The organism is Catenulispora subtropica (assembly GCF_039531675.1).
GTDB classification, from domain to species: domain Bacteria; phylum Actinomycetota; class Actinomycetes; order Streptomycetales; family Catenulisporaceae; genus Catenulispora; species Catenulispora subtropica.
This window is the reverse complement of sequence record NZ_BAAAQM010000003.1, coordinates 88,584-109,465: the sequence shown is the minus strand read 5'-3', so window position 1 is coordinate 109,465 and position 20,882 is coordinate 88,584. Positions and strand designations below refer to the sequence as shown.

At 70.2% G+C, this 20,882-nt stretch carries 19 protein-coding genes; 5 read left to right on the top strand and 14 right to left on the bottom strand.

Going from position 1 to position 20,882, the window contains the following annotated elements; genetic code table 11:
- Nucleotides 1-31: 31 nt before the first annotated feature.
- The 13 genes from ABD466_RS04185 to ABD466_RS04125 all read right to left on the bottom strand — a co-directional run bounded on the left by ABD466_RS04185 (nucleotide 32) and on the right by ABD466_RS04125 (nucleotide 15,461).
- Nucleotides 32-1,288 (bottom strand): cysteine desulfurase, encoded by a 1,257-nt coding sequence (locus ABD466_RS04185; RefSeq protein WP_344655568.1) that lies wholly within the window; start codon nucleotides 1,286-1,288, stop codon nucleotides 32-34.
- A 6-nt stretch (nucleotides 1,289-1,294) separates the two neighbouring features.
- Complete coding sequence (sufC, locus tag ABD466_RS04180) at nucleotides 1,295-2,056, bottom strand: Fe-S cluster assembly ATPase SufC (protein ID WP_344655567.1); 762 nt, start codon at nucleotides 2,054-2,056, stop codon at nucleotides 1,295-1,297.
- Nucleotides 2,057-2,060: 4 nt separating this feature from the next.
- Nucleotides 2,061-2,399: a non-heme iron oxygenase ferredoxin subunit gene (locus ABD466_RS04175; protein ID WP_344655566.1), complete on the bottom strand. Its 339-nt coding sequence runs from the start codon at nucleotides 2,397-2,399 to the stop codon at nucleotides 2,061-2,063.
- The gene (sufD, locus tag ABD466_RS04170) at nucleotides 2,396-3,619 is read right to left on the bottom strand and encodes a Fe-S cluster assembly protein SufD (RefSeq protein ID WP_344655565.1); all 1,224 of its coding nucleotides are present in this window, start codon (nucleotides 3,617-3,619) and stop codon (nucleotides 2,396-2,398) included. Before sufD ends, ABD466_RS04175 begins: the two co-directional genes overlap by 4 nt.
- 62 nt (nucleotides 3,620-3,681) lie before the next feature.
- Nucleotides 3,682-5,094 carry a Fe-S cluster assembly protein SufB gene (gene sufB, locus ABD466_RS04165; protein WP_344655564.1) on the bottom strand — a complete coding sequence of 471 codons (1,413 nt, stop codon included), beginning with the start codon at nucleotides 5,092-5,094 and terminating at the stop codon, nucleotides 3,682-3,684.
- The gene (locus tag ABD466_RS04160) at nucleotides 5,091-5,831 is read right to left on the bottom strand and encodes a helix-turn-helix transcriptional regulator (protein WP_425558535.1); all 741 of its coding nucleotides are present in this window, start codon (nucleotides 5,829-5,831) and stop codon (nucleotides 5,091-5,093) included. The genes sufB and ABD466_RS04160 overlap by 4 nt, the downstream gene beginning before the upstream one ends.
- A gap of 84 nt (nucleotides 5,832-5,915) precedes the next feature.
- Nucleotides 5,916-6,803 carry an ROK family protein gene (locus ABD466_RS04155; protein WP_344655563.1) on the bottom strand — a complete coding sequence of 296 codons (888 nt, stop codon included), beginning with the start codon at nucleotides 6,801-6,803 and terminating at the stop codon, nucleotides 5,916-5,918.
- A 103-nt stretch (nucleotides 6,804-6,906) separates the two neighbouring features.
- Nucleotides 6,907-7,917 (bottom strand): L-glyceraldehyde 3-phosphate reductase, encoded by a 1,011-nt coding sequence (mgrA, locus tag ABD466_RS04150; protein ID WP_344655562.1) that lies wholly within the window; start codon nucleotides 7,915-7,917, stop codon nucleotides 6,907-6,909.
- A 5-nt stretch (nucleotides 7,918-7,922) separates the two neighbouring features.
- Complete coding sequence (locus ABD466_RS04145; RefSeq protein WP_344655561.1) at nucleotides 7,923-10,952, bottom strand: alpha-mannosidase; 3,030 nt, start codon at nucleotides 10,950-10,952, stop codon at nucleotides 7,923-7,925.
- Entirely contained in the window at nucleotides 10,942-12,222 is a 1,281-nt protein-coding gene (locus tag ABD466_RS04140; protein ID WP_344655560.1) for a glycoside hydrolase 5 family protein, read from the bottom strand. The genes ABD466_RS04145 and ABD466_RS04140 overlap by 11 nt, the downstream gene beginning before the upstream one ends.
- A 62-nt stretch (nucleotides 12,223-12,284) precedes the next feature.
- A complete protein-coding gene (locus tag ABD466_RS04135; RefSeq protein ID WP_344655559.1) occupies nucleotides 12,285-13,229 on the bottom strand; it encodes a carbohydrate ABC transporter permease in 945 nt (314 codons plus the stop codon).
- Nucleotides 13,229-14,110 (bottom strand): carbohydrate ABC transporter permease, encoded by an 882-nt coding sequence (locus tag ABD466_RS04130; RefSeq protein ID WP_344655558.1) that lies wholly within the window; start codon nucleotides 14,108-14,110, stop codon nucleotides 13,229-13,231. The genes ABD466_RS04135 and ABD466_RS04130 overlap by 1 nt, the downstream gene beginning before the upstream one ends.
- Before the next feature lie 49 nt (nucleotides 14,111-14,159).
- Nucleotides 14,160-15,461: an ABC transporter substrate-binding protein gene (locus ABD466_RS04125; protein ID WP_344655557.1), complete on the bottom strand. Its 1,302-nt coding sequence runs from the start codon at nucleotides 15,459-15,461 to the stop codon at nucleotides 14,160-14,162.
- Between the two features lie 182 nt (nucleotides 15,462-15,643).
- Between ABD466_RS04125 and ABD466_RS04120 the strand changes: the two genes are divergently transcribed.
- Both ABD466_RS04120 and ABD466_RS04115 read left to right on the top strand, forming a co-directional pair.
- Nucleotides 15,644-16,675: a LacI family DNA-binding transcriptional regulator gene (locus ABD466_RS04120; RefSeq protein WP_344655556.1), complete on the top strand. Its 1,032-nt coding sequence runs from the start codon at nucleotides 15,644-15,646 to the stop codon at nucleotides 16,673-16,675.
- A 221-nt stretch (nucleotides 16,676-16,896) separates the two neighbouring features.
- A complete protein-coding gene (locus tag ABD466_RS04115; RefSeq protein ID WP_344655555.1) occupies nucleotides 16,897-17,523 on the top strand; it encodes a hypothetical protein in 627 nt (208 codons plus the stop codon).
- Nucleotides 17,524-17,527: 4 nt separating this feature from the next.
- Here ABD466_RS04115 and ABD466_RS04110 read toward each other — a convergent pair whose 3' ends face one another.
- Complete coding sequence (locus tag ABD466_RS04110) at nucleotides 17,528-17,971, bottom strand: hypothetical protein (RefSeq protein WP_344655554.1); 444 nt, start codon at nucleotides 17,969-17,971, stop codon at nucleotides 17,528-17,530.
- Between the two features lie 87 nt (nucleotides 17,972-18,058).
- Here ABD466_RS04110 and ABD466_RS04105 point away from each other — a divergent pair, with 87 nt between their 5' ends.
- The 3 genes from ABD466_RS04105 to ABD466_RS04095 are packed head-to-tail and all read left to right on the top strand — an operon-like array spanning nucleotide 18,059 to nucleotide 20,881.
- Nucleotides 18,059-18,985 carry an ABC transporter ATP-binding protein gene (locus ABD466_RS04105; protein WP_344655553.1) on the top strand — a complete coding sequence of 309 codons (927 nt, stop codon included), beginning with the start codon at nucleotides 18,059-18,061 and terminating at the stop codon, nucleotides 18,983-18,985.
- Nucleotides 18,982-19,806: an ABC transporter permease gene (locus tag ABD466_RS04100; RefSeq protein WP_425558528.1), complete on the top strand. Its 825-nt coding sequence runs from the start codon at nucleotides 18,982-18,984 to the stop codon at nucleotides 19,804-19,806. The genes ABD466_RS04105 and ABD466_RS04100 overlap by 4 nt, the downstream gene beginning before the upstream one ends.
- A gap of 7 nt (nucleotides 19,807-19,813) precedes the next feature.
- Complete coding sequence (locus ABD466_RS04095; protein ID WP_344655552.1) at nucleotides 19,814-20,881, top strand: COX15/CtaA family protein; 1,068 nt, start codon at nucleotides 19,814-19,816, stop codon at nucleotides 20,879-20,881.
- Nucleotide 20,882 lies beyond the last annotated feature (1 nt).

Sequence of the window (20,882 nt, the reverse complement as noted above, 5' to 3'; positions counted from 1 at the left end):
TGTCGCTTCCCAGCCTTCCCCTTCGCGCCTTTCAGACTCCGAAGAACCGCTTCACCTGGTCCAGGCCGTCGACGAGGGCGTCGACCTCGGCGGGCGTGGAGTACAGATAGAACGACGCCCGCGTGGTCGCGGGAATTCCGAACCGCACGCAGACCGGCCGCGCGCAGTGGTGGCCGACCCGGACGGCGATGCCGTGCTCGTCGAGCACCTGGCCGACGTCGTGCGGGTGGATGTCGCCCAGGGTGAACGAGATCGCCGCGCCGCGGTCCTCGTTGGTGCTCGGGCCGATGATCCGCAGGCCGTCGACCTCCTGCAGCCGCTTGAGCGCGTACTCGGTGATCGCGTGCTCGTGGGCGGCCACGTTCTCCATGCCGATCGCGTCCAGGTAGTCCACCGCCGCGCCGAGCGCCACGACCTCGGCGATCGGCGGCGTGCCGGCCTCGTACTTGTGCGGCAGGCCGGCGTAGGTGGACTTCTCCATGGTGACGGTCTGGATCATCTCGCCGCCGCCGAGGAAGGGCGGGAGCTCCTCCAGCAGGTCCCGGCGGCCCCACAGGACGCCGACGCCGGTCGGGCCGAGCATCTTGTGCCCGGTGAAGGCGACGAAGTCGGCGCCGAGCTCCGTGACGTCCAGCGGCATGTGCGGCGCGGACTGCGAGGCGTCCAGCACCACCAGCGCGCCGACCTCGTGGGCCCGCTTCACGATCGTCTCGATCGGGTTGACGGTGCCCAGGATGTTGGAGATGTGGACCAGCGAGACCACCTTGGTGCGCTCGTTGATCAGCTCGTCCAGGTTCGACAGGTCCAGGCGGCCCTCGTCGGTGATCCCGAACCAGCGCAGCTTCGCGCCGATGCGCTCGGCGGTGAGCTGCCACGGCACGATGTTGGAGTGGTGCTCCATCTCGCTGATGACGATCTCGTCGCCGGGGCGGATGCCGTAGGGCTCGCCGGCCCAGCCCAGCACGTTGGCGACCAGGTTCAGCGCCTCGGAGGAGTTCTTGGTGAACACCACCTCCTCGCGCGGGGCGTTGATGAACGCGGCCACCTTGTCGCGGCCGCCCTCGTACAGCGCCGTCGCCTCCTCGGCCAGCACGTGGATGCCGCGGTGCACGTTGGCGTTGTGCAGCGAGTAGTACTCGACGATCGCGTCGATGACCTGGCGCGGAGACTGCGAGGTCGCCGCGTTGTCCAGGTACACGAGCTTCTTGTCGCCGTGCACGGTGCGGTGCAGGATCGGGAAGTCCTCGCGGATCCGGTCCGTGTCAAGGAACTGAGGGGTGACAATCATGAGGGATCAGGCTCCAGCCTCTACTGCATAGCTCTGGTAACCCTCGGATTCCAGCTTGTCGGCCAGCTCCGGGCCACCCGATTCCACGATGCGGCCGTCGGCGAAGACGTGGACGTGGTCCGGCTTGATGTAGCGCAGGATCCGCGTGTAGTGCGTGATCAGCAGCGTGCCGACCTCCCCGGACTCGCGGACCCGGTTCACCCCCTCGGAGACCGTCTTCAGCGCGTCCACGTCCAGGCCGGAGTCGGTCTCGTCGAGGATCGCGATCTTCGGCTTCAGGAGCTCCATCTGCAGGATCTCGTGGCGCTTCTTCTCACCGCCGGAGAAGCCCTCGTTCACGTTGCGCTCGGCGAAGGCCTTGTCCATCTGGATGGCCTCCATCGCCCCGTTGACCTCCTTGACCCACGTGCGCAGCTTCGGGGCCTCGCCGCGGATCGCGGTCGCCGCGGTGCGCAGGAAGTTGGAGACGGTGACGCCGGGGATCTCCACCGGGTACTGCATCGCCAGGAACATGCCGGCGCGGGCGCGCTCGTCCACGGTCATCGCCAGGACGTCCTCGCCGTCCAGGGTGACGGTGCCCTGGGTGATCGTGTACTTCGGGTGTCCGGCGATGGAGTAGGCGAGAGTGGACTTGCCGGAGCCGTTGGGGCCCATGATGGCGTGCGTCTCACCCTGCTTCACGGTCAGGTTCACACCGCGCAGGATCTCGCGGGGGCCGTTCTCGCCCTCGACGGTGACGTGCAGGTCCTTGATTTCCAGAGTGGCCATTCTCTTACGCCTCCTTGACGGCGACGTACAGATCATCGCCTTCGATCTTCACGGGGTACACGGGCACCGGCTCCGTGGCCGGCAGGCTCGACGGCTTGCCGGTCTTCAGGTCGAACATCGAGCCGTGCAGCCAGCACTCGATCTCGCAGTCCACTACCTCGCCCTCGGACAGGGCCACGTTCGCGTGCGAGCACACGTCGTGGATGGCGTAGAACTCGCCCTCGTGCAGCACCAGGGCCACCGGGGTCTCGCCGACCACGACCGCCTTCGGCAGGTCCGGGGTCACCTCCGAGACGCCGCACGCCCGGATCCAGGTCTGGGCCGTGCTCTGCTGGCCGCTCACGCCACGGCCCCGGCGAGCTCGTCCTCCACCTTGGCCATCAGCCGCTCTTCGAGCTCGGCGATGCCGATCCGGCCGATCACGTCGGCGAAGAAGCCGCGCACCACCAGGCGGCGCGCCTCGTCCTCGCGGATGCCGCGGGCCTGCAGGTAGAACAGCTGCTCGTCGTCGAACCGGCCGGTGGCGCTGGCGTGCCCGGCGCCGACGATCTCGCCGGTCTCGATCTCCAGGTTCGGCACCGAGTCGGCGCGCGCGCCGTCGGTGAGGACCAGGTTGCGGTTGAGCTCGTAGGTGTCGGTCTGCTCGGCCTCGGCGCGGATCAGCACGTCGCCGACCCACACCGTGTGCGCGTCCTGGCCCTGCAGCGCGCCCTTGTAGGTCACGCGGGACTTGCAGTGCGTGGCGCTGTGGTCGACCAGCAGCCGCGCCTCCAGATGCTGGCCGGCGTCGGCGAAGTAGACGCCGAGCAGCTCGGCGTCGCCGCCGGGCGCGGTGTAGGCCACCTGCGGCGTGATCCGGACCAGGTCGCCGCCGAAGCTGACGTTGATGGACTGGAAGCGCGCGTCCCGGTCGAGACTGGTCTGCTGCTGCGACAGGTGCACCGCGTCGTCGGCCCAGTCCTGCAGCGCGATGACGGTCAGGGAGGCGCTGTCGCCGACCAGGAACTGCACGTTCTCCGAGTAGGTGGCGCTGCCCTGGTAGTCCAGGACCACGACCGCCTTGGCGAACGGCTTGACGTCGACCAGCAGGTTGCCGAAGGCGGTGCCGCCGGTGCCGGTCAGCGTCACCCGCACCGGCTCGGCGATCTCGGCCTCCTGCGGGACGGTGATGACGGTGGCCTCGGTGAAGTGCGCCCACGCCAGCGCCGAGGTGCGGTCCACCGGCGCGCCGGCCTTGCCCAGCCGGGCGTCGTCGCGGCCCACGGTCTCCACCGCGACCGGCTCCGGCGCCTTGACCTCGATGCCCACCTTGCCGTCGGCCGAGGGGCTCTCGTGCAGCCCGCGCAGCCGTTTCAGCGGGGTGAAGCGCCAGTCCTCCTCGCGGCCGGTCAGCACCGGGAAGTCCGCGGGGTCGAAAGACGTGTGGCGCTCCACGCGCGCGTCGGTCGGCTGGCTCACGGCACGGCCGGTGCCCGGGCCGGCCAGGCGGTTGCCCGCGCCCGGCTCGTTCACGGTCACGGCGGCGGCCGTCTTGGCGCCAACCTGGTTCTGCGGGTCAGACATCAACGTCCCGTATCTCTGCTCTTCGGGTGGGTCTACTACTCGTCTCGGGTCCAGCGGGCGCGTCAGCCGACCGCGCCCTCCATCTGCAGCTCGATGAGCCGGTTGAGCTCCAGCGCGTACTCCATCGGCAGCTCGCGCGCGATCGGCTCGACGAAGCCGCGCACGATCATCGCCATCGCCTCGTCCTCGGTCAGGCCGCGGCTCATCAGGTAGAACAGCTGGTCCTCGCTGACCTTGGAGACGGTCGCCTCGTGGCCCATGGACACGTCGTCCTCGCGGACGTCCACGTAGGGGTAGGTGTCCGAGCGGGAGACGGTGTCGACCAGCAGCGCGTCGCACTTCACGGTGGACTTGCTGTGGTGCGCGCCCTCCTGCACCTGGACCAGGCCGCGGTAGGAGGTGCGGCCACCGCCGCGCGCCACCGACTTGGAGACGATGGTCGAGGAGGTGTGCGGCGCGGCGTGCACCATCTTGGCGCCGGCGTCCTGGTGCTGGCCCTCGCCGGCGAAGGCGACGGACAGCGTCTCGCCCTTGGCGTGCTCACCGAGCAGCCACACGGCCGGGTACTTCATCGTCACCTTGGAGCCGATGTTGCCGTCGATCCACTCCATGGTGGCGCCGGCCTGCGCGGCCGCGCGCTTGGTCACCAGGTTGTAGACGTTGTTCGACCAGTTCTGGATGGTGGTGTACCGCACGCGGGCGTTCTTCTTCACCACGATCTCCACGACCGCCGAGTGCAGCGAGTCCGAGGAGTAGATCGGGGCGGTGCAGCCCTCGACGTAGTGGACGTAGGAGTCCTCGTCGGCGATGATCAGGGTCCGCTCGAACTGGCCCATGTTCTCGGTGTTGATGCGGAAGTAGGCCTGCAGCGGGATCTTCACGTGCACGCCCTTGGGGACGTAGATGAAGGACCCGCCGGACCACACCGCGGTGTTCAGCGCGGAGAACTTGTTGTCGCCGGAGGGGATCACCGTCGCGAAGTGCTCGCGGAACAGCTCCGGGTACTCCTTCAGAGCGGTGTCGGTGTCCAGGAAGACGACGCCCTGCTCCTCCAGCTCCTTGTTGATCTGGTGGTAGACGACCTCGGACTCGTACTGCGCGGCGACACCGGCGATCAGGCGCTGCTTCTCCGCCTCCGGGATACCCAGCTTGTCGTACGTGTTCTTGATGTCCTCCGGCAGCTCGTCCCAGGAAGCGGCCTGCTTCTCGGTGGAGCGGACGAAGTACTTGATGTTGTCGAAGTCGATGCCACCGAGGTCGGCACCCCACACCGGCATCGGCTTCTTCTCGAACAGACGCAGCGCGCGCAGCCGCATGTCGAGCATCCACTGCGGCTCGTTCTTCTTCGCGGAGATGTCGCGGACGACGTCCTCGTTCAGGCCACGGCGCGCCGACGCCCCGGCGACGTCCGGGTCGGCCCAGCCGTACTCGTAGGTCCCAAGGCCTTCGAGCTGCTCGTGCGAGGTGGTGGTCATGATGCGTTCCCTCCGGAAGCCTCGGTGCTCTTGCTGGTCCCGGTGGCGCTCGTCATCGGGATGAAGGTCGTACAGACGCCGTCGCCGTGGGCGATGGTCGCGAGTCGTTGGACATGGGTTCCCAGCAGCTCGGCGAAGGCCTCGGTCTCGGCCTCGCACAGCTGCGGGAACTGCTCGGCGACATGCGCCACCGGGCAGTGGTGCTGGCACAGCTGCCCGCCGGCGGCCGGCGCCAGGCCGGACTCGCGCAACGTGGCTGCGTACCCCTCTTCGGTGAGGAGCTTGGCCAGCAGTGCGGGCCGCTCGTCGGCGGGAACACCGTCGAGCCGCTCACGGAAACGATCGGCAAGCTCGGCGACACGCCTGCGCGCGAACGCCTCCACAGCCTCATTCCCGACACTGTCCGCCAGGAACTTCAAAGCGTCGACGGCCAACTGGTCGTACGCCTGGTAGAAGACGCCCCGCCCTCGATCGGTGAGCGCGAACACCTTCGCCGGACGCCCCCGGCCGCGCTGGCCGTAGGTCCGCTGCTGCCGCGCCTCGACGAGGTTCTCGGCGAGCAGCGCATCCAGGTGTCGCCGAACCCCCGCGGGGGTCATCTTCAACCGCTTGCCGAGGTCGACAGCCGTCGAAGGACCGTTGGCGAGAATGGAGCGCGCGACCCGGTTCCGGGTGCCGACGTGCAGGTCAGAAGCATCGTCGGCAGGCGACGACACGCTGACGGTCTGGCTCGGCACGCTTTCCACAACACCAGTGTGCCTTTATTCGTTCCCGCGTACCAAGTAAGGTGGGCCTAATAAGTCACGCGGGTGTGACGTAATTCACGCCGCGCGTTCGGGTTCGGCATGCCGCACGAGCGCCGCCGCCCCGATCAGGCCGGCGTCGCCGCCGAGGGCCGCCGGATGCACCGTGACCTCGCGGGTGAACGACAGCCGAGCGTACTCCTTCAAGTGCTCGCGCAGCGGCCCGAACAACAGCTCCCCCGCCTTCGCGACGCCGCCGCCGATCACCGCGGCCTCGATGTCGACCAGGGCCGCGGTCCCCGCGATCGCCGCCGCCAGGGCCTTGGCCGACAGGTCGAAGGACGCCGACGCCGCCGGATCGCCCGCGCGAGCCGCCTGCGCGACCTCCGCCGCGGACGGGCTGCCGACCCGCGCGGCGATCGCCGTGCCGCTCGCGATCACCTCCACGCAGCCGCGCGCGCCGCACGGGCACGGCGGTCCGTCCAGCTCCACGCACATGTGGCCGATGTGCCCGGCGTTGCCGCTCGGGCCCGGCCGCAGCCGTCCGCCGAGGATCAGGCCGCCGCCGACGCCGGTGGAGACCACCATGCAGACGACGTTCTCGCGGCCCTTCGCGGCGCCGCGCCAGTGTTCGCCGGCCGCCATCGCGACGCCGTCGCCGGCCAGGGTCACCTCGCGGCCGGTGAGGTCGGCGACGCGGGCCGCCAGCGGGAAGTCGCGCCAAGCCGGGATGTTCACCGGGGAGACGGTGCCCTTGGCCGCGTCGATGGGACCGGCACTGCCGATGCCGACGGCGCGTACCCGCTCCCACCGGGGATCGGCCATGAGCCGGCCGAGCAGGGACTCGACCGCGGTCATCGGCTCCTCGGCGGGCGTCGGGTGCTCGTGCCGGGCCAGCAGGTCGCCCTGCCGGTCGACCAGGCCCACCGCGATCTTCGTGCCGCCGATGTCGATGGCCGCGTACACACTTCCTCCGGATGCTCTCAGATGGGAGAAGCCGCCGAACTGGGGGCTCAGGATCCCCAGCTCGGCGGCGGCTTGCTCAGGCGGGTCTGCCCGGCGGCGGGCCTCAGCCCAGCGCCAGCTCGTCGATCGCCGCCAGTTCCTCGGACGAGAACTCCGGCCCGGACACCGCGGCCACGTTCTCCTCCAGCTGCGTCACCGACGAGGCCCCGATCAGCGCCGACGTCATCCGCGGGTCGCGGAACACCCACTGGGTGGCCATCTGCGCCAGCGACTGCCCGCGCTTGCCGGCCAGCTCGTTCAGGCCGCGCAGCCGGGTGAGCAGCTCCGGCGTCAGGTGGTCCTTGGACAGGAAGCGGCCGATCGACGCGCGCGAGCCGGCCGGAACGGTCCCGTCCAGGTAGCGCGACGTGAGCAGCCCCTGCTGCAGCGGGCTGAACGCGATGCAGCCCATCCCGGTCTCCTCGGTCGCGTCCAGCAGCGCGTCCTCCTCGATCCACCGGTTCAGGATCGAGTACGACGGCTGGTGGATCAGCGCCCGCACCCCCATCCCCCGCAGCAGCTCGGCGGCCCGCCGCGTCTGCTCCGAGTTGTAGGAGGAGATGCCGACGTACAGCGCCTTCCCCTGCTGCACCGCCGAAGCCAGCGCACCCATCGTCTCCTCCAGCGGAGTCTCCGGGTCGAAGCGGTGCGAGTAGAAGATGTCGACGTAGTCCAGGCCCATTCGGGTGAGCGACTGGTCCAGCGACGCCAGCAGGTACTTGCGCGAGCCCCACTCCCCATACGGCCCCGGCCACATGTCGTAGCCGGCCTTGGTCGAGATCACGACCTCGTCCCGGTACGGCCGGAAGTCCTGCGCGAACACCCGCCCGAAGTTGATCTCGGCGGAGCCGTAGGGCGGCCCGTAGTTGTTCGCCAGATCGAAGTGCGTCACCCCGAGGTCGAACGCCCGCCGCAGGATCGCGCGCTGCTCGTCCAGCGGCTTGCCGTCGCCGAAGTTGTGCCACAGCCCGAGCGACACCACGGGCAGCTTCAGCCCGCTGGCCCCGCTCCGCCGGTACGGCATCCGGCCGTCATAGCGCTCCGGCTCGGCGGCATAAGGGGGAAGGACGTTCATGCGGTTCAGGCCTCCGAGGAGCCGGTCGTACGGGCGAAGCGCAGGGTAACGAGCTGGAACGGCCGCAAGTTCAACCGGAGCCCGGCACCCTCTGTGGCCACCGCCACACCCTCTCGGCTGATCGGCCGCTCAAGCAAATCGCAGGTCTCGAAACCCGAGACGTCGAAGCCCGGCGTGACGAACGCCGAGGCCCGGCCGCCGTGCGACTCGTAGACGCGCAGGACGACATCGCCGCTGCCGTCGTCGGCGAGCTTGATCGCGGAGGCGGTGACGGCGTCGTTGTCGATGGTGAACAGGGGCTCGACCGCACCCGCGCCCGCGACGCGCCGCTCGGCCAGGTTCACGGCGAAGCCCTCACGCACCGCGTCGCCGATGCCCGCGCCGACCACCAGCGCGTGCCGGAAGCGGTGCACGCCCTGGTCGGTCTCCGGGTCCGGGAAACGCGGGGCGCGCAGCAGCGAGATGCGCGCGGTCGTCGTGGTGCCGCCGTCCTCGCGCACTGTGCGGGTGACGTCGTGGCCGTAGGTGGACCCGCTGACCAGCGCGACGCCCCAGCCCGGCTCCTCGAAGTGCACGAACCGGTGGTTGCAGGCCTCGAACTTCGCGGCCTCCCACGAGGTGTTGGTGTGCGTCGGCCGGAAGATGTGACCGAACTGGGTCTCCGACGCATAGCGGTCGGCGTGGATGTCCAGCGGGAAAGCCAGCTTCAGGAACTTCTCGGTCTCGTGCCAGTCCACCTCGGTGGCGATGTCCACGCGCTTGGCACCCGGCGCCACGGTCAGCGTCTGCACCACGCGGGAGTCCCCGAACGCCCGGGTGACCCGCACCCCACCGGGAACCGCCGCCACCGACTCGGCGTCGGTCAGGTCGGTCACGGTGTTGCGGTAGAACTCGTCGACGTCCCAGGCGTCCCACATGTTCGGGAAATCCGGGTGGATCTGGAGCAGGTTCGCCGCCGACCCGGCCGGAACCGTCTCGCGACCGCTCTCGATGTCGACCACCGACACCACCAGGCCGCGGCCGTCGACCTCGACCCGCACCAATCCGTTGTCGAGCACGTATCCGCCCTCGGCGCGGGGCTCGGCCGCAACCGGTTCGGCGGCGGCCACCGCGGCGGCGGCACCGGCCCCGACCCCGGAACGGGTGTGCGGCGTGCTGTTGAACAGGACTTCGCCGTCGCCGTCGGCCACCAGCGCGGCCTGGGCCCCGCCGATGATCCCCTCCAGCTCCTCCGCCAGCCGCTTGTACGTCGCCTCCGCCTCACGGTGCACCCACGCGATCGACGACCCCGGCAGGATGTCGTGGAACTGGTGCAGCAGCACCGTCTTCCAGATCCGGTCCAGCGCCGCGTACGGGTACTCGAACGCGTTGCGCACCGCCGCCGTCGCGGCCCACAGCTCCGCCTCGCGCAGCAGGTGCTCGCTGCGCCGGTTCCCCTGCTTCGTCCCGGCCTGGCTGGTCAGCGTCGCCCGGTGCAGCTCCAGGTACAGCTCCCCCACCCACACCGGCGGGTTCTGATACTCGGCCTCGGCCTTGGCGAAGAAGTCCGCGGGCTTCTCCCACTCGACCTTCGCCGAGCCCTCCAGGTCCTTCATCCGCTTGGCCTTGGCGATCATCTCGCGGGTGGTCCCGCCGCCGCCGTCGCCCCAGCCGGTCGGGGCCAGCGACACCGAGGCCCGGCCCTTGTCCTTGAAGTTGCGCGCGGCGTGCGCGATCTCATTGCCCTTCATCGAGCAGTTGTAGGTGTCGATCGGCGGGAAGTGGGTGAAGATCCGCGTGCCGTCGATGCCCTCCCACAGGAACGTGTGGTGCGGGAACTTGTTGACCTGGCTCCAGGAGATCTTCTGCGTCAGCAGCCACTTCGACCCGGCGGCCTTGATGATCTGCGGCAGCCCGCCGGCGAAGCCGAAGGTGTCGGGCAGCCACGCCTCGTCGTTCTCGACGCCGAACTCGTCCAGGAAGAAGCGCTTGCCGTGCACGAACTGCCGGGCCATCGCCTCCGAGCCGGGCATGTTCGTGTCCGACTCCACCCACATGCCGCCGGCCGGGACGAAGCGGCCGTCCGCGACCGCCTTCTTGACCTTCTCGTAGACCTCGGGGCGGTGGGTCTTGATGAAGTCGTACTGCGCGGCCTGCGACATCGTGTAGATGAAGTCCGGCTCGTCGGCCAGCAGCGCGGTCATGTTCGCCGTGGTGCGCGCGACCTTGCGGACGGTCTCACGCAGCGGCCACAGCCACGCCGAGTCGATGTGCGCGTGGCCGACCGCCGAGATCTTGTGGGCCGACGGCACGGCCGGGGCGGACAGCACAGCCACCAGGCACTCCCGCGCCGCCGCCGCGGTCGCGTTCACGTTCTGCAGGTCGACGGCGTCCAGCGCCTTCTCCACCGCGCGCACGATCTCGTGGCGCCGCGCCGAGTCCTCGGGCAGCTCGGCCATCAGCTCGCCGAGCACCTCCAGGTCGGCGACCAGGTTCCACACCGTCTCGTCGAAGACCGCCAGATCCAGCCGCTCCAGCTGGTACTGCGGCTGGTCGCCGGCGGTCTCCTTGTCGCCGAGCAGCGTCGGCAGGAAGGGGTGGTAGTCCAGGATCACCGGGTTCGACGCCGCCTCGACGTGCAGCAGCACGGTCTCGCCGCCGCTCGCGTGCTCGGCCACTCGCACCCACTGGTTGCGCGGGTTCAGGCCCTTCACGGGCGAGCCGTCGGGCCGGTAGACCAGGCCCTCGCACTGGAAGCCGGGCATGTTCTTGTCGAAGCCGAGGTCGATGATCGCCTCGACCGTCTTGCCGGCCCACGCGGCCGGCACCGTGCCCTCGACGGTGAGCCAGCTCGTGCCCCACGGCGCGCCCCACTTGGCGCCGACGGCGATCGGCTCGCGCGGCGCGGCCAGGCCCTCGGCCACCGGCACCGGCTCACCCGGCGCCACCCAGATCGAGGCGGTCAGCGGCACCGACTCCGGGTAGATCGCCGGCACGATGCGCTCCTCCAGGACGCGCTTCAGTCGGTGCTCCACCAAGGCCCGGTTATCGTGCATCGCTCTTGCTCCAAACGTCCTCGACCGTCAGCACCTCGGTGATGCCGCGCGCAGTCAGATGATTCTTATCCCCCGCGAGCCCGGCCAAGACAACGGCGGGCCGCACGCCGAGGTCGACCAGGCGCATGAACGCCTCGTAGAAGCGGCCGCCGGGGGCGCACGTGGCCCGCTCCGCGACCTCTTCGGGCAGGTCCACGGCCAGCGCGGTGGTGCGCGGCTTCGGCGGCGTCCAGGACGCGCGGGCCTCCCCGACGATCTTCGCCAGCTCCAGTCCGGCCGGCTTGGGCTCGCGGGCGCTGGTCAGCAGGCCCAGGCTGTACTCCAGCTCGGGGAAGTCGGCGAGCGCGCGGTCCACGTCGTGCGAGCACCACCAGGTGACGCCCCACATGTCCGGGCAGTCCAGCGCGTTGGCCACGGTGGCGCGGGTGAACTCGGCGGCCCGGTCGGCCGGGATGTGCGGCTGCGGCGCCCCGACCTCCTGCAGCCACACCGGCCGGCGCGCGTCGACGGCCCAGGCCTTGGACAGCTCGATCATGTACTCGGCGTGGTGCGCCACCGCGGTCGATTCCGAGCCATAGCGCTGCTGCGTGCCGTTGAACACCCAGGAGTGGATCGCGGTCGCGGCGCCGTGCCGAGCGGCGTGCGCCGGGGTGAACGGATGGTCGTCGAGGTACCAGGCGGCGTCATAAGAACAGTGCAGATGGAACTTGCCCGGCGCGCCCTCTTCGCAGGCCTCGAGCAGCCGGTCCAGCCACGCCGCCGCCTGCGCCGGCGTGATCCGGTCCGGGTCCGGGTGCGGGTCGCCGGAGAACTGGTTGGTCTCGTTGCCCAGCGTCATGCCGATGAAGTTGGGGCGGTCGGCCAGCGCCGCGGCCAGTGTCCGCAGGTACTCGGCCTCGCCGGACACCACGTCCGGATCGGTGAACATGTTCCGGCGGTGCCAGCTGGTGACCCACGCCGGCTGGAAGTCGAAGCTGGACAGGTGGCCCTGCAGGCCGTCGACGTTCACGTCCAGCCCGCGCTCGCCGGCCGCGTCGGCCAGCGCCACCAGCTGCTCCACCGCGCGCGGACGGATCAGCGTGCGGTTGGGCTGGAACAGCGGCCACAGCGGGAAGACCCGCACGTGGTCCAGGCCCAGCGCGGCGATCGAGTCCAGGTCGGCCCGCACGGCGTCGAGGTCGAAGTCGAGCCAGTGGTGGAACCAGCCGACGCTGGGGGTGTAGTTGACGCCGAAGCGCGGCGCGTTCGGAGTCTGCGGGTCTACCGTCATAACCGGGGCTGGTCCCTCGTGTGTGTTCGTGTGCTGGTGGCGGTGCGAAACGGGAGTCGGGGTCACCCCTTGATGGCGCCCTCGGAGACTCCGCGGAAGAAGAACCGTTGCAGGGCCATGAACAGCACGAGGATCGGGATCAGCGCGATCATCGTGCCGGCGGCGATGGTCCGCGGGTCGTGCGACCACTGCCCGTCCAGGTAGGACAGGCCGACGGTGAGCGTGAGCTTGTCCGGGGTCTGCAACACCAGCAGCGGCCACAGGAAGTCGTCCCACGCGCCGATGAACGAGAAGATCGAGATGACGCTCAGCGTGCCCTTGACCGCGGGCAGGCCGACGAAGCGCAGACGCTGCAGGGTGTTGGCGCCGTCGATGATCGCCGCCTCCTCGACCTCCTTGGGCATCGCCATGAACGCGTTGCGCATCAGGAGCACGTTGGTCATGGCGATCATGTCCGGCAGGCAGACGCCCAGCAGGGTGTCGCCCAGGCCCATGTTGGTGATCATCTGGAACTTGGAGATGATCGTGACCTCGGCGGGCAGGATCAGCGTCGAGACGAACACCCCGAGCAGCAGCTTGCGGCCCTTGAACTTGAGGCGGGCCAGCACGTAGCCGGCCAGGGTGGCGCCGACGATGTTGCCGGTCACGTTGACGGCCGCGACCGTCAGCGAGTTGAACGCGAAGTGCCACACCGGGATGGTCCGCTGCACCTCGCCGTAGTTGCCGAGGGTCGGATGCTGCGGCAGCAGGTGGATGTTCTGGGTGAAGACGTCCTCGGCCTTGCTTTTCAGCGAGGTCGACAGCTCCCACAGCATGGGCCCGATCGAGATCAGCAGCACCGCGATCAGCGTGGCGTAGCGCACGACCAGCCCGGTGCGGGTCGGCGCGTCGAAGATCGGCGAGCGGCCCCTGCGGTCCGGATGCCGGACGGCCCGCTGCTTCCGGCCGGACTTGCGCGGCGTGCTCTCGCGCCGCTCCCGGCGCTCTTCGGCCGTGGTCGCGCTCATCAGGACTCCTCCTGCGCGTTCTTGTTCAGGCGGGTCAGGAACAGCAGCGGGATCGCGGTCAGGAAGAACAGGAACACACTGATCGCGCTGGCGTAGCCGAGGCGGCCGTCGCTGCCGGAGGCGGCCTGCTGCACCAGCATCACGATCGACACGTCCTGCCCGCCGACGCCGCCGGTGCGGCCGCCGAGGATGTAGAGCTCGCTGAACACGCGCATCGCGTTCACCGCGATCAGCACCGATATCAGGAGCATGGTGCCGCGCACCCCGGGAACGGTGACGCTCCAGAACCGGCGGACCGCGCCGGCTCCGTCCACCGCCGCGGCCTCGTGCAGTTCACGCCGCACGCTGCCGAGCGCGGACATGTACAGGAGCATGTAGTAACCCAGCCCCTTCCACACCGTCAGCGCGATCGCGGAGAGCAGCAGCAGCCAGCGGTCGGTCAGGAACGGGATGGTCTTGTGGATGAAGCCCATCTCCTGGGCCAGGTTGTTGAACAGTCCCCGGTCGTCCAGCAGCCATTTCCAGATCAGCGCCACGGTCACCGCCGAGGCGATGACCGGGAAGTAGAACGCGGTCCGGAAGAAGGCGATGCCCGGGATCTGCCGCTGCACCAGCAGGGCCAGCAGCAGCGGCAGCATGGTCAGCAGCGGGACGCAGATCACCATGAAGATGATCGTGTTGAGGATGGCGTCCCGGATGTGCGGGTCGTGCCACAGGAGCCAGTAGTTCTTGAACCCGATGAAGTGCCCACCGGTCAGCTGGTGCACGTTGGTGAACGACAGCGTGACGGTGTTGATGGCCGGCCACAAGCTGAACAGCGCGAGCCAGATCAGCGCCGGCAGCATCAACAGCCATGGTGTGTAGAACCGGTGGGACCTCATCGGCTTCCTCTTCACTTCCCGTCTGGACTTCAGGACTCCTCGGCCGGACTTACTGCGTCAGCAGCCCGTTCGCCTGGTTGACCGTGTTGTCCAGGGCCTGCTTCGCCGACTCCTTGCCGGTCATGGCCTTGGCGATCTCCTGGTTGAGGATGGTGTTCATCGCGTCGGTCCAGATCGGCGGGGTGAAGTTCACCGCGGTCTGCATGTCCTTGTACGCGATCACCGACGCGTCGCCCTGCGTGGTGCCGTCGCTCTTGCTGTACGCCGGGTCGTTGGCCGAGGCGGCCGAACCCGGCAGGAAGCCCGGGGCCAGCTTCAGGAACGCGACCTGGTTGTCGTTGTTGGTCACGAACTCGGCGAAGGCCAGCGCCAGCGGCAGGTTCTTGCTCTTGCTGGCGACGGAGATCCCCTGCACGTACAGCGGCGCGGTGTCCAGCGCCGGGGACGGCACCATGTTGGGGACCAGCGACGGGTTGTCCTTCTGCATGCTGGTGATCGCGTTGCCGCCGCCGGTGGTCCAGGCCACCTCCTGCTTGGTGAACAGCTTGTAGTTGCCCTCGTAGCTGTTGTCCAGCACGTTCGACGGCATGTACCCGGCCTTGTACGCCTGGGTGTACTTGTCCAGCATCGCCGCGGCCGCGTCGGTGTTGAACGCGAACTTGGTGCCGTCGGAGCTCAGCAGCTTGGTGCCGGTGTTGGCGATGTCCCCCAGGCCCGGCGCGCGGGACATCAGGTAGTCCTTGCCGCCGGAGTTGTCGTGCATGATCTTGGCCTGCGCGACCAGCTCGTCGAAGGTCTTCGGCGGCTTGCTCGCGTCCAGCCCGTCCTTGGCCATCATGGCCTTGTTCCAGTAGCTGACGTCGGTCCCCAGGTACCACGGGAACCCGAAGTTCGAGGCGCCGTTGTCGACGTCCTGGTAGCTGTACGCGCTCAGCCCGCTCTTGACCCAGTCGGTCTCCAGCGTCGGCACGTTCTTCTTCAGGTCCAGCAGGTTGCCGGTCTTGGCCACCGAGTGCGCGATGTCCGGCGGGAGGTTCACCACGTCCGGCAGGCTTCCGGTCGTCACCTGGCTGGTGACCTTCGTCGGGTAGCCGTCGCCGGGCTGGTCGATCCAGTTGATGTCGGTGCCCGGGTGCGCCGCCTTGAAGTCGGCGATGAGCTTCGTGAAGTACGGCGTGAACTTGTCGTTCTTCAGCGACCAGGTCTGGAAGGTGATGGAGCCCGACAGCGCCGCGGTGCTGGCGACGGTCTTGTCGGCGTCCTTGGTCGACGACTTGCTGCCCACGCCGCAGCCGGCGGCCAGCAGGGTCGCGGCCACGGCTATAGCGGATACCGCTGTGGTCCTGCGCATGTTCATGACTCCCGATCTTCGCAGTGTGAGGGGATCTTCTTGGAGCGTGAGGGTGTCGTTCAGGAGTGCCCGCTCGTTCACGAGGGTTTTACTAAACCGCTCTAGTGAAAAGGGACTATGCTCTGCCCGATCCGGGGTGTCAAGACATGGCGGGACCACCACCGGAGAAGGGATACCGAACCGTGACCAGACCGACCATCGACGACATAGCCCGGCGCGCCGGCGTCTCCAAGAGCGCGGTGTCGTTCGCACTGAACAACCGCCCGGGCGTAAGCCCCGCCACTCGCGAACGCATCCTGCGGGTGGCCTCGGAGATGAACTGGCGCCCGCACAAGGCGGCGCGCGCCCTGGGCGGGGCCCGCGCCGACGCCGTCGGGCTGGTCGTGGCCCGGCCCGCGCAGACCATCGGCGCCGAGCCCTTCTTCGGCCTGCTGCTGGCCGGACTGCAAGCCGGCCTGTCGGCGCGCTCGGTCGCGCTGCACCTCATGGTCGTCGAGGACACGTCCGCCGAGATCGAGGTCTACCGCCGCTGGACCTCGGAACGGCACGTCGACGGCTTCGTCGTGGTCGACCTCCAGCACCGCGACCGGCGGGTCCCGGTCCTGGAGGAGCTGGCGGTGCCGGCGGTGGTCCTCGGCGGCCCGACCGGCCACGGCTCCCTGCCCAGCGTCTGGGCCGACGACCGCGAGGCGATGCTGTCCCTGGTCGACTACCTCGCGGCGCTGGGCCACCGCCGCATCGCCCACGTCGCCGGCGATGAGGCGTTCCACCACACCCGCCGCCGGATGCGCGCCCTGAAGGACGCCGCCCGCCGCCTGCACCTGGCCGACGCGGTCTCGGTCCCGACCGACTTCAGCGACGCCCAGGGCGCCTCGGCCACCCGCGCCCTGCTCTCCGCCCCGCGCCGCCCGACCGCGCTGATCTTCGACTCGGACGTGATGGCGGTCGCGGGCCTGGCGGTGGCCGCCGAGATGGGCGTCGCGGTCCCGGCCGGCCTGTCGGTGGTGTCGTTCGAGGACTCGCTGCTCACCCGCATCGTGCACCCGGCGATCACAGCGCTGGGCCGCGACACCTTCGCGCTCGGCGGGCAGGTCGCGGCGGCGCTGCTGGCCGCGATCGACGAGCCGGGGTCGGTGCGGGACGTGAAGACGGCGACGCCGCGGCTCACCGTGCGGGAGAGCACCCGAGCCCCTTACACCGAGCGCCAGGGATGAACCGGTTCAGCGATCTTCTCAACCGGTTCAGCTCTCCTCGTCGCGCTCACCGTGCCATCCTCCCGCCCGCTCACCCGGTCGCCCGGTCGCCCGGTCGCCCGTTCGCCCGAACAGCCCATCCGCCTTGCCGCCCCCCGCGCTCCGGGGCTCGGCTGGTAGCGACCGGGGGCTTCCAGCCGTGCGGTTCGCGCGGCCGCTCCCGCGCGGATGGGAGTACCGACATGTTCGTCCGCACCATGTACATCACCACCGACCCGGCCGACGTCGGCCCCGCCCTGGACGTGATCGTGAAGGCCGTCCCCGGGATGATCGCTGAGCAGACCGGCTTCCATGGCATCGGCATCTTCGCCGACCGGACCCTGGGCAAGATCCTCACCGGCTCCTGGTGGGAGAGCGAGCAGGCGCAGATGGACAGCGACGCCCAGCTCCGCGACCGCCGCATAGAGATGCTCGCACCTGTCATCTCGACGATCACGACCATGTCCCTGGAGGCCGTGGCCTACACCCGGCCCACGCCCGGACCCGCGGCCGGCGCCGGCTTCCGGCTCCAGCGGATGATGTTCGACCCGGCGCAGGCCGACCGCATCATCTCCACCTTCCAGGAGGCGGGGCTGCCGCAGCTGGAGGCCCTCGACGGGTTCCGCGGCGGCAGCATGCTCATGGACCGGGCCCGCGGCATGGCCTCGGTCGGCGTCATCTACCGGGACATGGACGCGCTCGCCGCCTCGCGCGGCCCGCAGGCCGCGGTCCGGAAGGCGGCTTTCGCCCGCATGCCGGGCGTCGCGCAGCTGATCGCGCTGGAGGAGATGGAAGTCGTGGAGATGGACGTCCCGACGCCGAGCGCGTGACGGCCTAGACCGGCCAGCCCGGCGGGTTGTCGATGGTGATCAGCAACCGCCGCGCGGCTCCGGCCGCGGACGGCGGCTGCCACGTCAGGTGGTAGCCGCCGTCGCCGGGCGAGGGCGAGCCGCCGAAGACCGCGCCGCCGGCGTCGAGGACGCGCCAGCCGTGATCACGCAGGGTGGCGCTCAGGACTTCCACCGGGTCGCCCACCCCTCCGACCTCCACCACCAGGTACTCCGGCTGCTGGTCCCCGGCCTGGCCCGACGCGGCGTGCAGGATCGTCACATATGGCCCCGCGACCGACCCGTAGACCTGCGCCGGGACTGTCGGGCCCACGCCCTGGGCCCTTTCGTACCAGTACAGCGCGAAGCCGCTGACAACGACCGTCAGCACCGCGATCCGCCACCGCCGCGCCGACCTCTTCCAGCGCGCGTCGTCCCACACGTCAGCCACCCCGTAGCCCTCTCAGCCAGCGTGTGGCGCACGTTACAGCGTCACCCGGCGCCGAGCACCCCTTGGCGACTTCGTAGAATCTCCGGTATGGGACAACCAGCCGTAGAAGTGACCGGCCTGGTCAAGAGGTACGGCGCGAAGACCGCGGTGGACGGCTTGAACCTCCAGGTGGAGGCCGGGACCGTCACCGCCGTGCTCGGCCCGAACGGGGCCGGGAAGACCTCGACGATCGAGTGCTGTGAGGGCTACCGCAAGCCCGACGGCGGCACGGTCCGTGTCCTCGGGCTGGACCCGGTCGCGCAGGGCGAGCAGCTGCGCCCGCGGATCGGCGTGATGCTGCAGTCCGGCGGCATCTACCCCACGGTGCGTGCGGTGGAGATGCTCAAGCACACCGCGAAGCTCTACGCGAACCCCCTCGACACCGACGCGCTCGTCGAGCGGCTCGGGCTCGGCTCGGCCGGCCGGACCCCGTTCCGGCGGCTGTCCGGCGGCCAGCAGCAGCGGCTGTCGCTGGCGCTGGCCGTGGTCGGGCGCCCGGAGCTGGTGTTCCTGGACGAGCCCACCGCCGGCCTGGACGTGCAGGCCCGGCACGCCACCTGGGAGCTGATCGAGCAGCTGCGGCACGACGGCGTGACCGTGGTGCTCACCACGCACCTGCTGGACGAGGCCGAGCGGCTGGCCGACACGGTGGCGATCGTCGACGCCGGCCAGGTGGTCGCGCACGACACCCCGGCCGGCCTGGCGGCCGCGCACGGCGCCGCCGACACCGCGATCCGGTTCACCGCGCCGCCCGGCCTGGACCTGGCCGAGCTGCTCGGGACGCTGCCGAAGGACCTGACCGCGGTCGAGCAGCCGCCGGGTTCGTACACGGTGGCCGGCGACGTCACCGCCGACGTGCTGGCCAAGGTCACCTCCTGGTGCGCGGCCAAGGACGTGATGCCGCAGGGCCTGAACGTGGGCCGCCGCACCCTCGAAGACGTCTTCCTCGACCTCACCGGACGGGAGCTCCGTTGACCGCCACAGCCTCCGCCGACGAGACCGGGGCCGTACGGACCTCCCACCCGGCCGCGCCGCTGAGCTTCACGCCCGCGCCCGGCGCCGCCCCGGCCCCCCGCATGATCCTGGCCCAGGCCGCGCACGAGGTCCGGCTCATGCTCCGCAACCCGGAGCAGCTGCTGCTGACCATCGTGATCCCGGCGCTGATGATGGTCCTGTTCGCCGGCGAGTCCCTGATCGCCACCGACGGCCCGGGCAAGCGCATCGACTTCTACGCCCCGGGCCTGTTCGGCGCCGCGGTCCTGTCGACCGCCTTCACCGGCCTGGCCATCGCCACCGGCTTCGAACGCCGCTACGGCGTGCTCAAGCGGATGGGCGCCACCCCGCTGCCGCGCTGGGGCCTGATCGTGGCCAAGGCGTTGTGCGTACTGTGCGTGGAGGCCATCCAGGTCGCCCTGCTGTCGGTGATCGCCCTGGCCATGGGCTGGAAGCCGCACGGCGACCCGCTGGCGGTCGTGCTGCTGGTGGTGCTGGCCACCGCCACCTTCGCCGGCCTGGGCATGCTGATGGCCGGCACCCTCCGCGCCGAGGCCACCCTGGGCCTGGCCAACTTCGTCTTCCTGCTGTTGCTGGCCGGCGGCGGCGTGATCATCCCGCTGTCGAAGTTCCCCTCCGGCGTCCGCCACGTGCTCGACGCCCTCCCGATCAGCGCCCTCACCAACGGCCTGCGCGACGTGCTCCAGCACGGCGCCGCCCTGCCCTGGGCCAACGTCGGTATCCTCGCCGCCTGGGCGGTGGCCGCGATCGCGGCGGCCGCCCGCACCTTCAAATGGGAGTAGCTGGACCATGACGCAGACCGCTGGGGACGCGACCGGCACCGCCCCCACGACCGGCGCTCCCGGCACCGCGACGGCCGCCACTGTCACCGCCGTCGCCCCCGCGGCCGCCGGGTCCGGCTCAGCGACCACCCGCGCGGTCCCCGGCCTCGGCCTCCTGCGCTGGCGCCCGACCCCCGCGATCGTCCAGTGGGCCTGCTTCGCCGCCCTGGTCGCCAACATCGGCATCATCGTCACCGGCGGCGCGGTCCGGCTCACCGACTCCGGCCTGGGCTGTCCGACCTGGCCCACCTGCACCGACGGCAGCCTGGTCCCGACCCGGCAGCTCGGCGCGTACGGCGCGGTCGAGTTCACCAACCGCATGCTGACCTTCGCGGTCTCGGTCGCGGTGGGCGCCGCGATCGTGGCCTGCATGCGCTGGCATCCGCGGCGCGCGGCGCTGGTCAAGCTGTCGTGGTCGCTGTTCTTCGGCGTGGTGGCGCAGGCGGTCATCGGCGGCATCTCGGTGCGCACCCACCTGGCCCCGATCTGGGTCGCCGTGCACATGCTGGTGTCCATGGCGATGGTCGCGGTGGCCTTCGTGCTGTGGACACGCAGCCGTGAGCCGGGCGACGGGCCCGCGACGCCCACCGTGCAGCCGTTCCTCCGGCAGCTCGGCTACGTGCTCACCGCCGGCGTCGCCGCGCTGCTGGCGGCCGGCACGGTGGTCACGGGCAGCGGCCCGCACTCCGGCGCCAAGGCGGGCGACCCGGGCAACAAGCGCTTCCCGCTCACCCCGGCCAACGCCACCCAGCTGCACGCCGACCTGGTCTTCCTGGTGGTCGGCCTGACCATCGCGCTGTGGTTCGCGCTGAAGGCCACCGGTGCCGCGCCGCGCATCCTGGTCGCCGTGCGCGACCTGTTCGTGGTGCTGATGGCGCAGGGCGTCATCGGCTACGTCCAGTACTTCACGCACCTGCCGGTGCTGCTGGTCGGCATCCACATGTTCGGCGCCGCGATCGTCTGGGTCGCGACCTGGCGAGTGCTGCTGGCCATGCGGGAAAGGCCCGCCGTGGCGGCTCCCGCGGCCGTAGCCTGAA

What these genes read in the sequence shown, in the direction of transcription:
- ABD466_RS04185 (WP_344655568.1), bottom strand. Translation starts at nt 1,288, where the DNA reads ATGATTGTCACCCCTCAGTTCCTTGACACGGACCGGATCCGCGAGGAC.
- sufC (WP_344655567.1), bottom strand. Translation starts at nt 2,056, where the DNA reads ATGGCCACTCTGGAAATCAAGGACCTGCACGTCACCGTCGAGGGCGAG.
- sufD (WP_344655565.1), bottom strand. Translation starts at nt 3,619, where the DNA reads ATGTCTGACCCGCAGAACCAGGTTGGCGCCAAGACGGCCGCCGCCGTG.
- sufB (WP_344655564.1), bottom strand. Translation starts at nt 5,094, where the DNA reads ATGACCACCACCTCGCACGAGCAGCTCGAAGGCCTTGGGACCTACGAG.
- mgrA (WP_344655562.1), bottom strand. Translation starts at nt 7,917, where the DNA reads ATGAACGTCCTTCCCCCTTATGCCGCCGAGCCGGAGCGCTATGACGGC.
- ABD466_RS04145 (WP_344655561.1), bottom strand. Translation starts at nt 10,952, where the DNA reads ATGCACGATAACCGGGCCTTGGTGGAGCACCGACTGAAGCGCGTCCTG.
- ABD466_RS04140 (WP_344655560.1), bottom strand. Translation starts at nt 12,222, where the DNA reads ATGACGGTAGACCCGCAGACTCCGAACGCGCCGCGCTTCGGCGTCAAC.
- ABD466_RS04135 (WP_344655559.1), bottom strand. Translation starts at nt 13,229, where the DNA reads ATGAGCGCGACCACGGCCGAAGAGCGCCGGGAGCGGCGCGAGAGCACG.
- ABD466_RS04130 (WP_344655558.1), bottom strand. Translation starts at nt 14,110, where the DNA reads ATGAGGTCCCACCGGTTCTACACACCATGGCTGTTGATGCTGCCGGCG.
- ABD466_RS04125 (WP_344655557.1), bottom strand. Translation starts at nt 15,461, where the DNA reads ATGCGCAGGACCACAGCGGTATCCGCTATAGCCGTGGCCGCGACCCTG.
- ABD466_RS04115 (WP_344655555.1), top strand. Translation starts at nt 16,897, where the DNA reads ATGTTCGTCCGCACCATGTACATCACCACCGACCCGGCCGACGTCGGC.
- ABD466_RS04105 (WP_344655553.1), top strand. Translation starts at nt 18,059, where the DNA reads ATGGGACAACCAGCCGTAGAAGTGACCGGCCTGGTCAAGAGGTACGGC.
- ABD466_RS04095 (WP_344655552.1), top strand. Translation starts at nt 19,814, where the DNA reads ATGACGCAGACCGCTGGGGACGCGACCGGCACCGCCCCCACGACCGGC.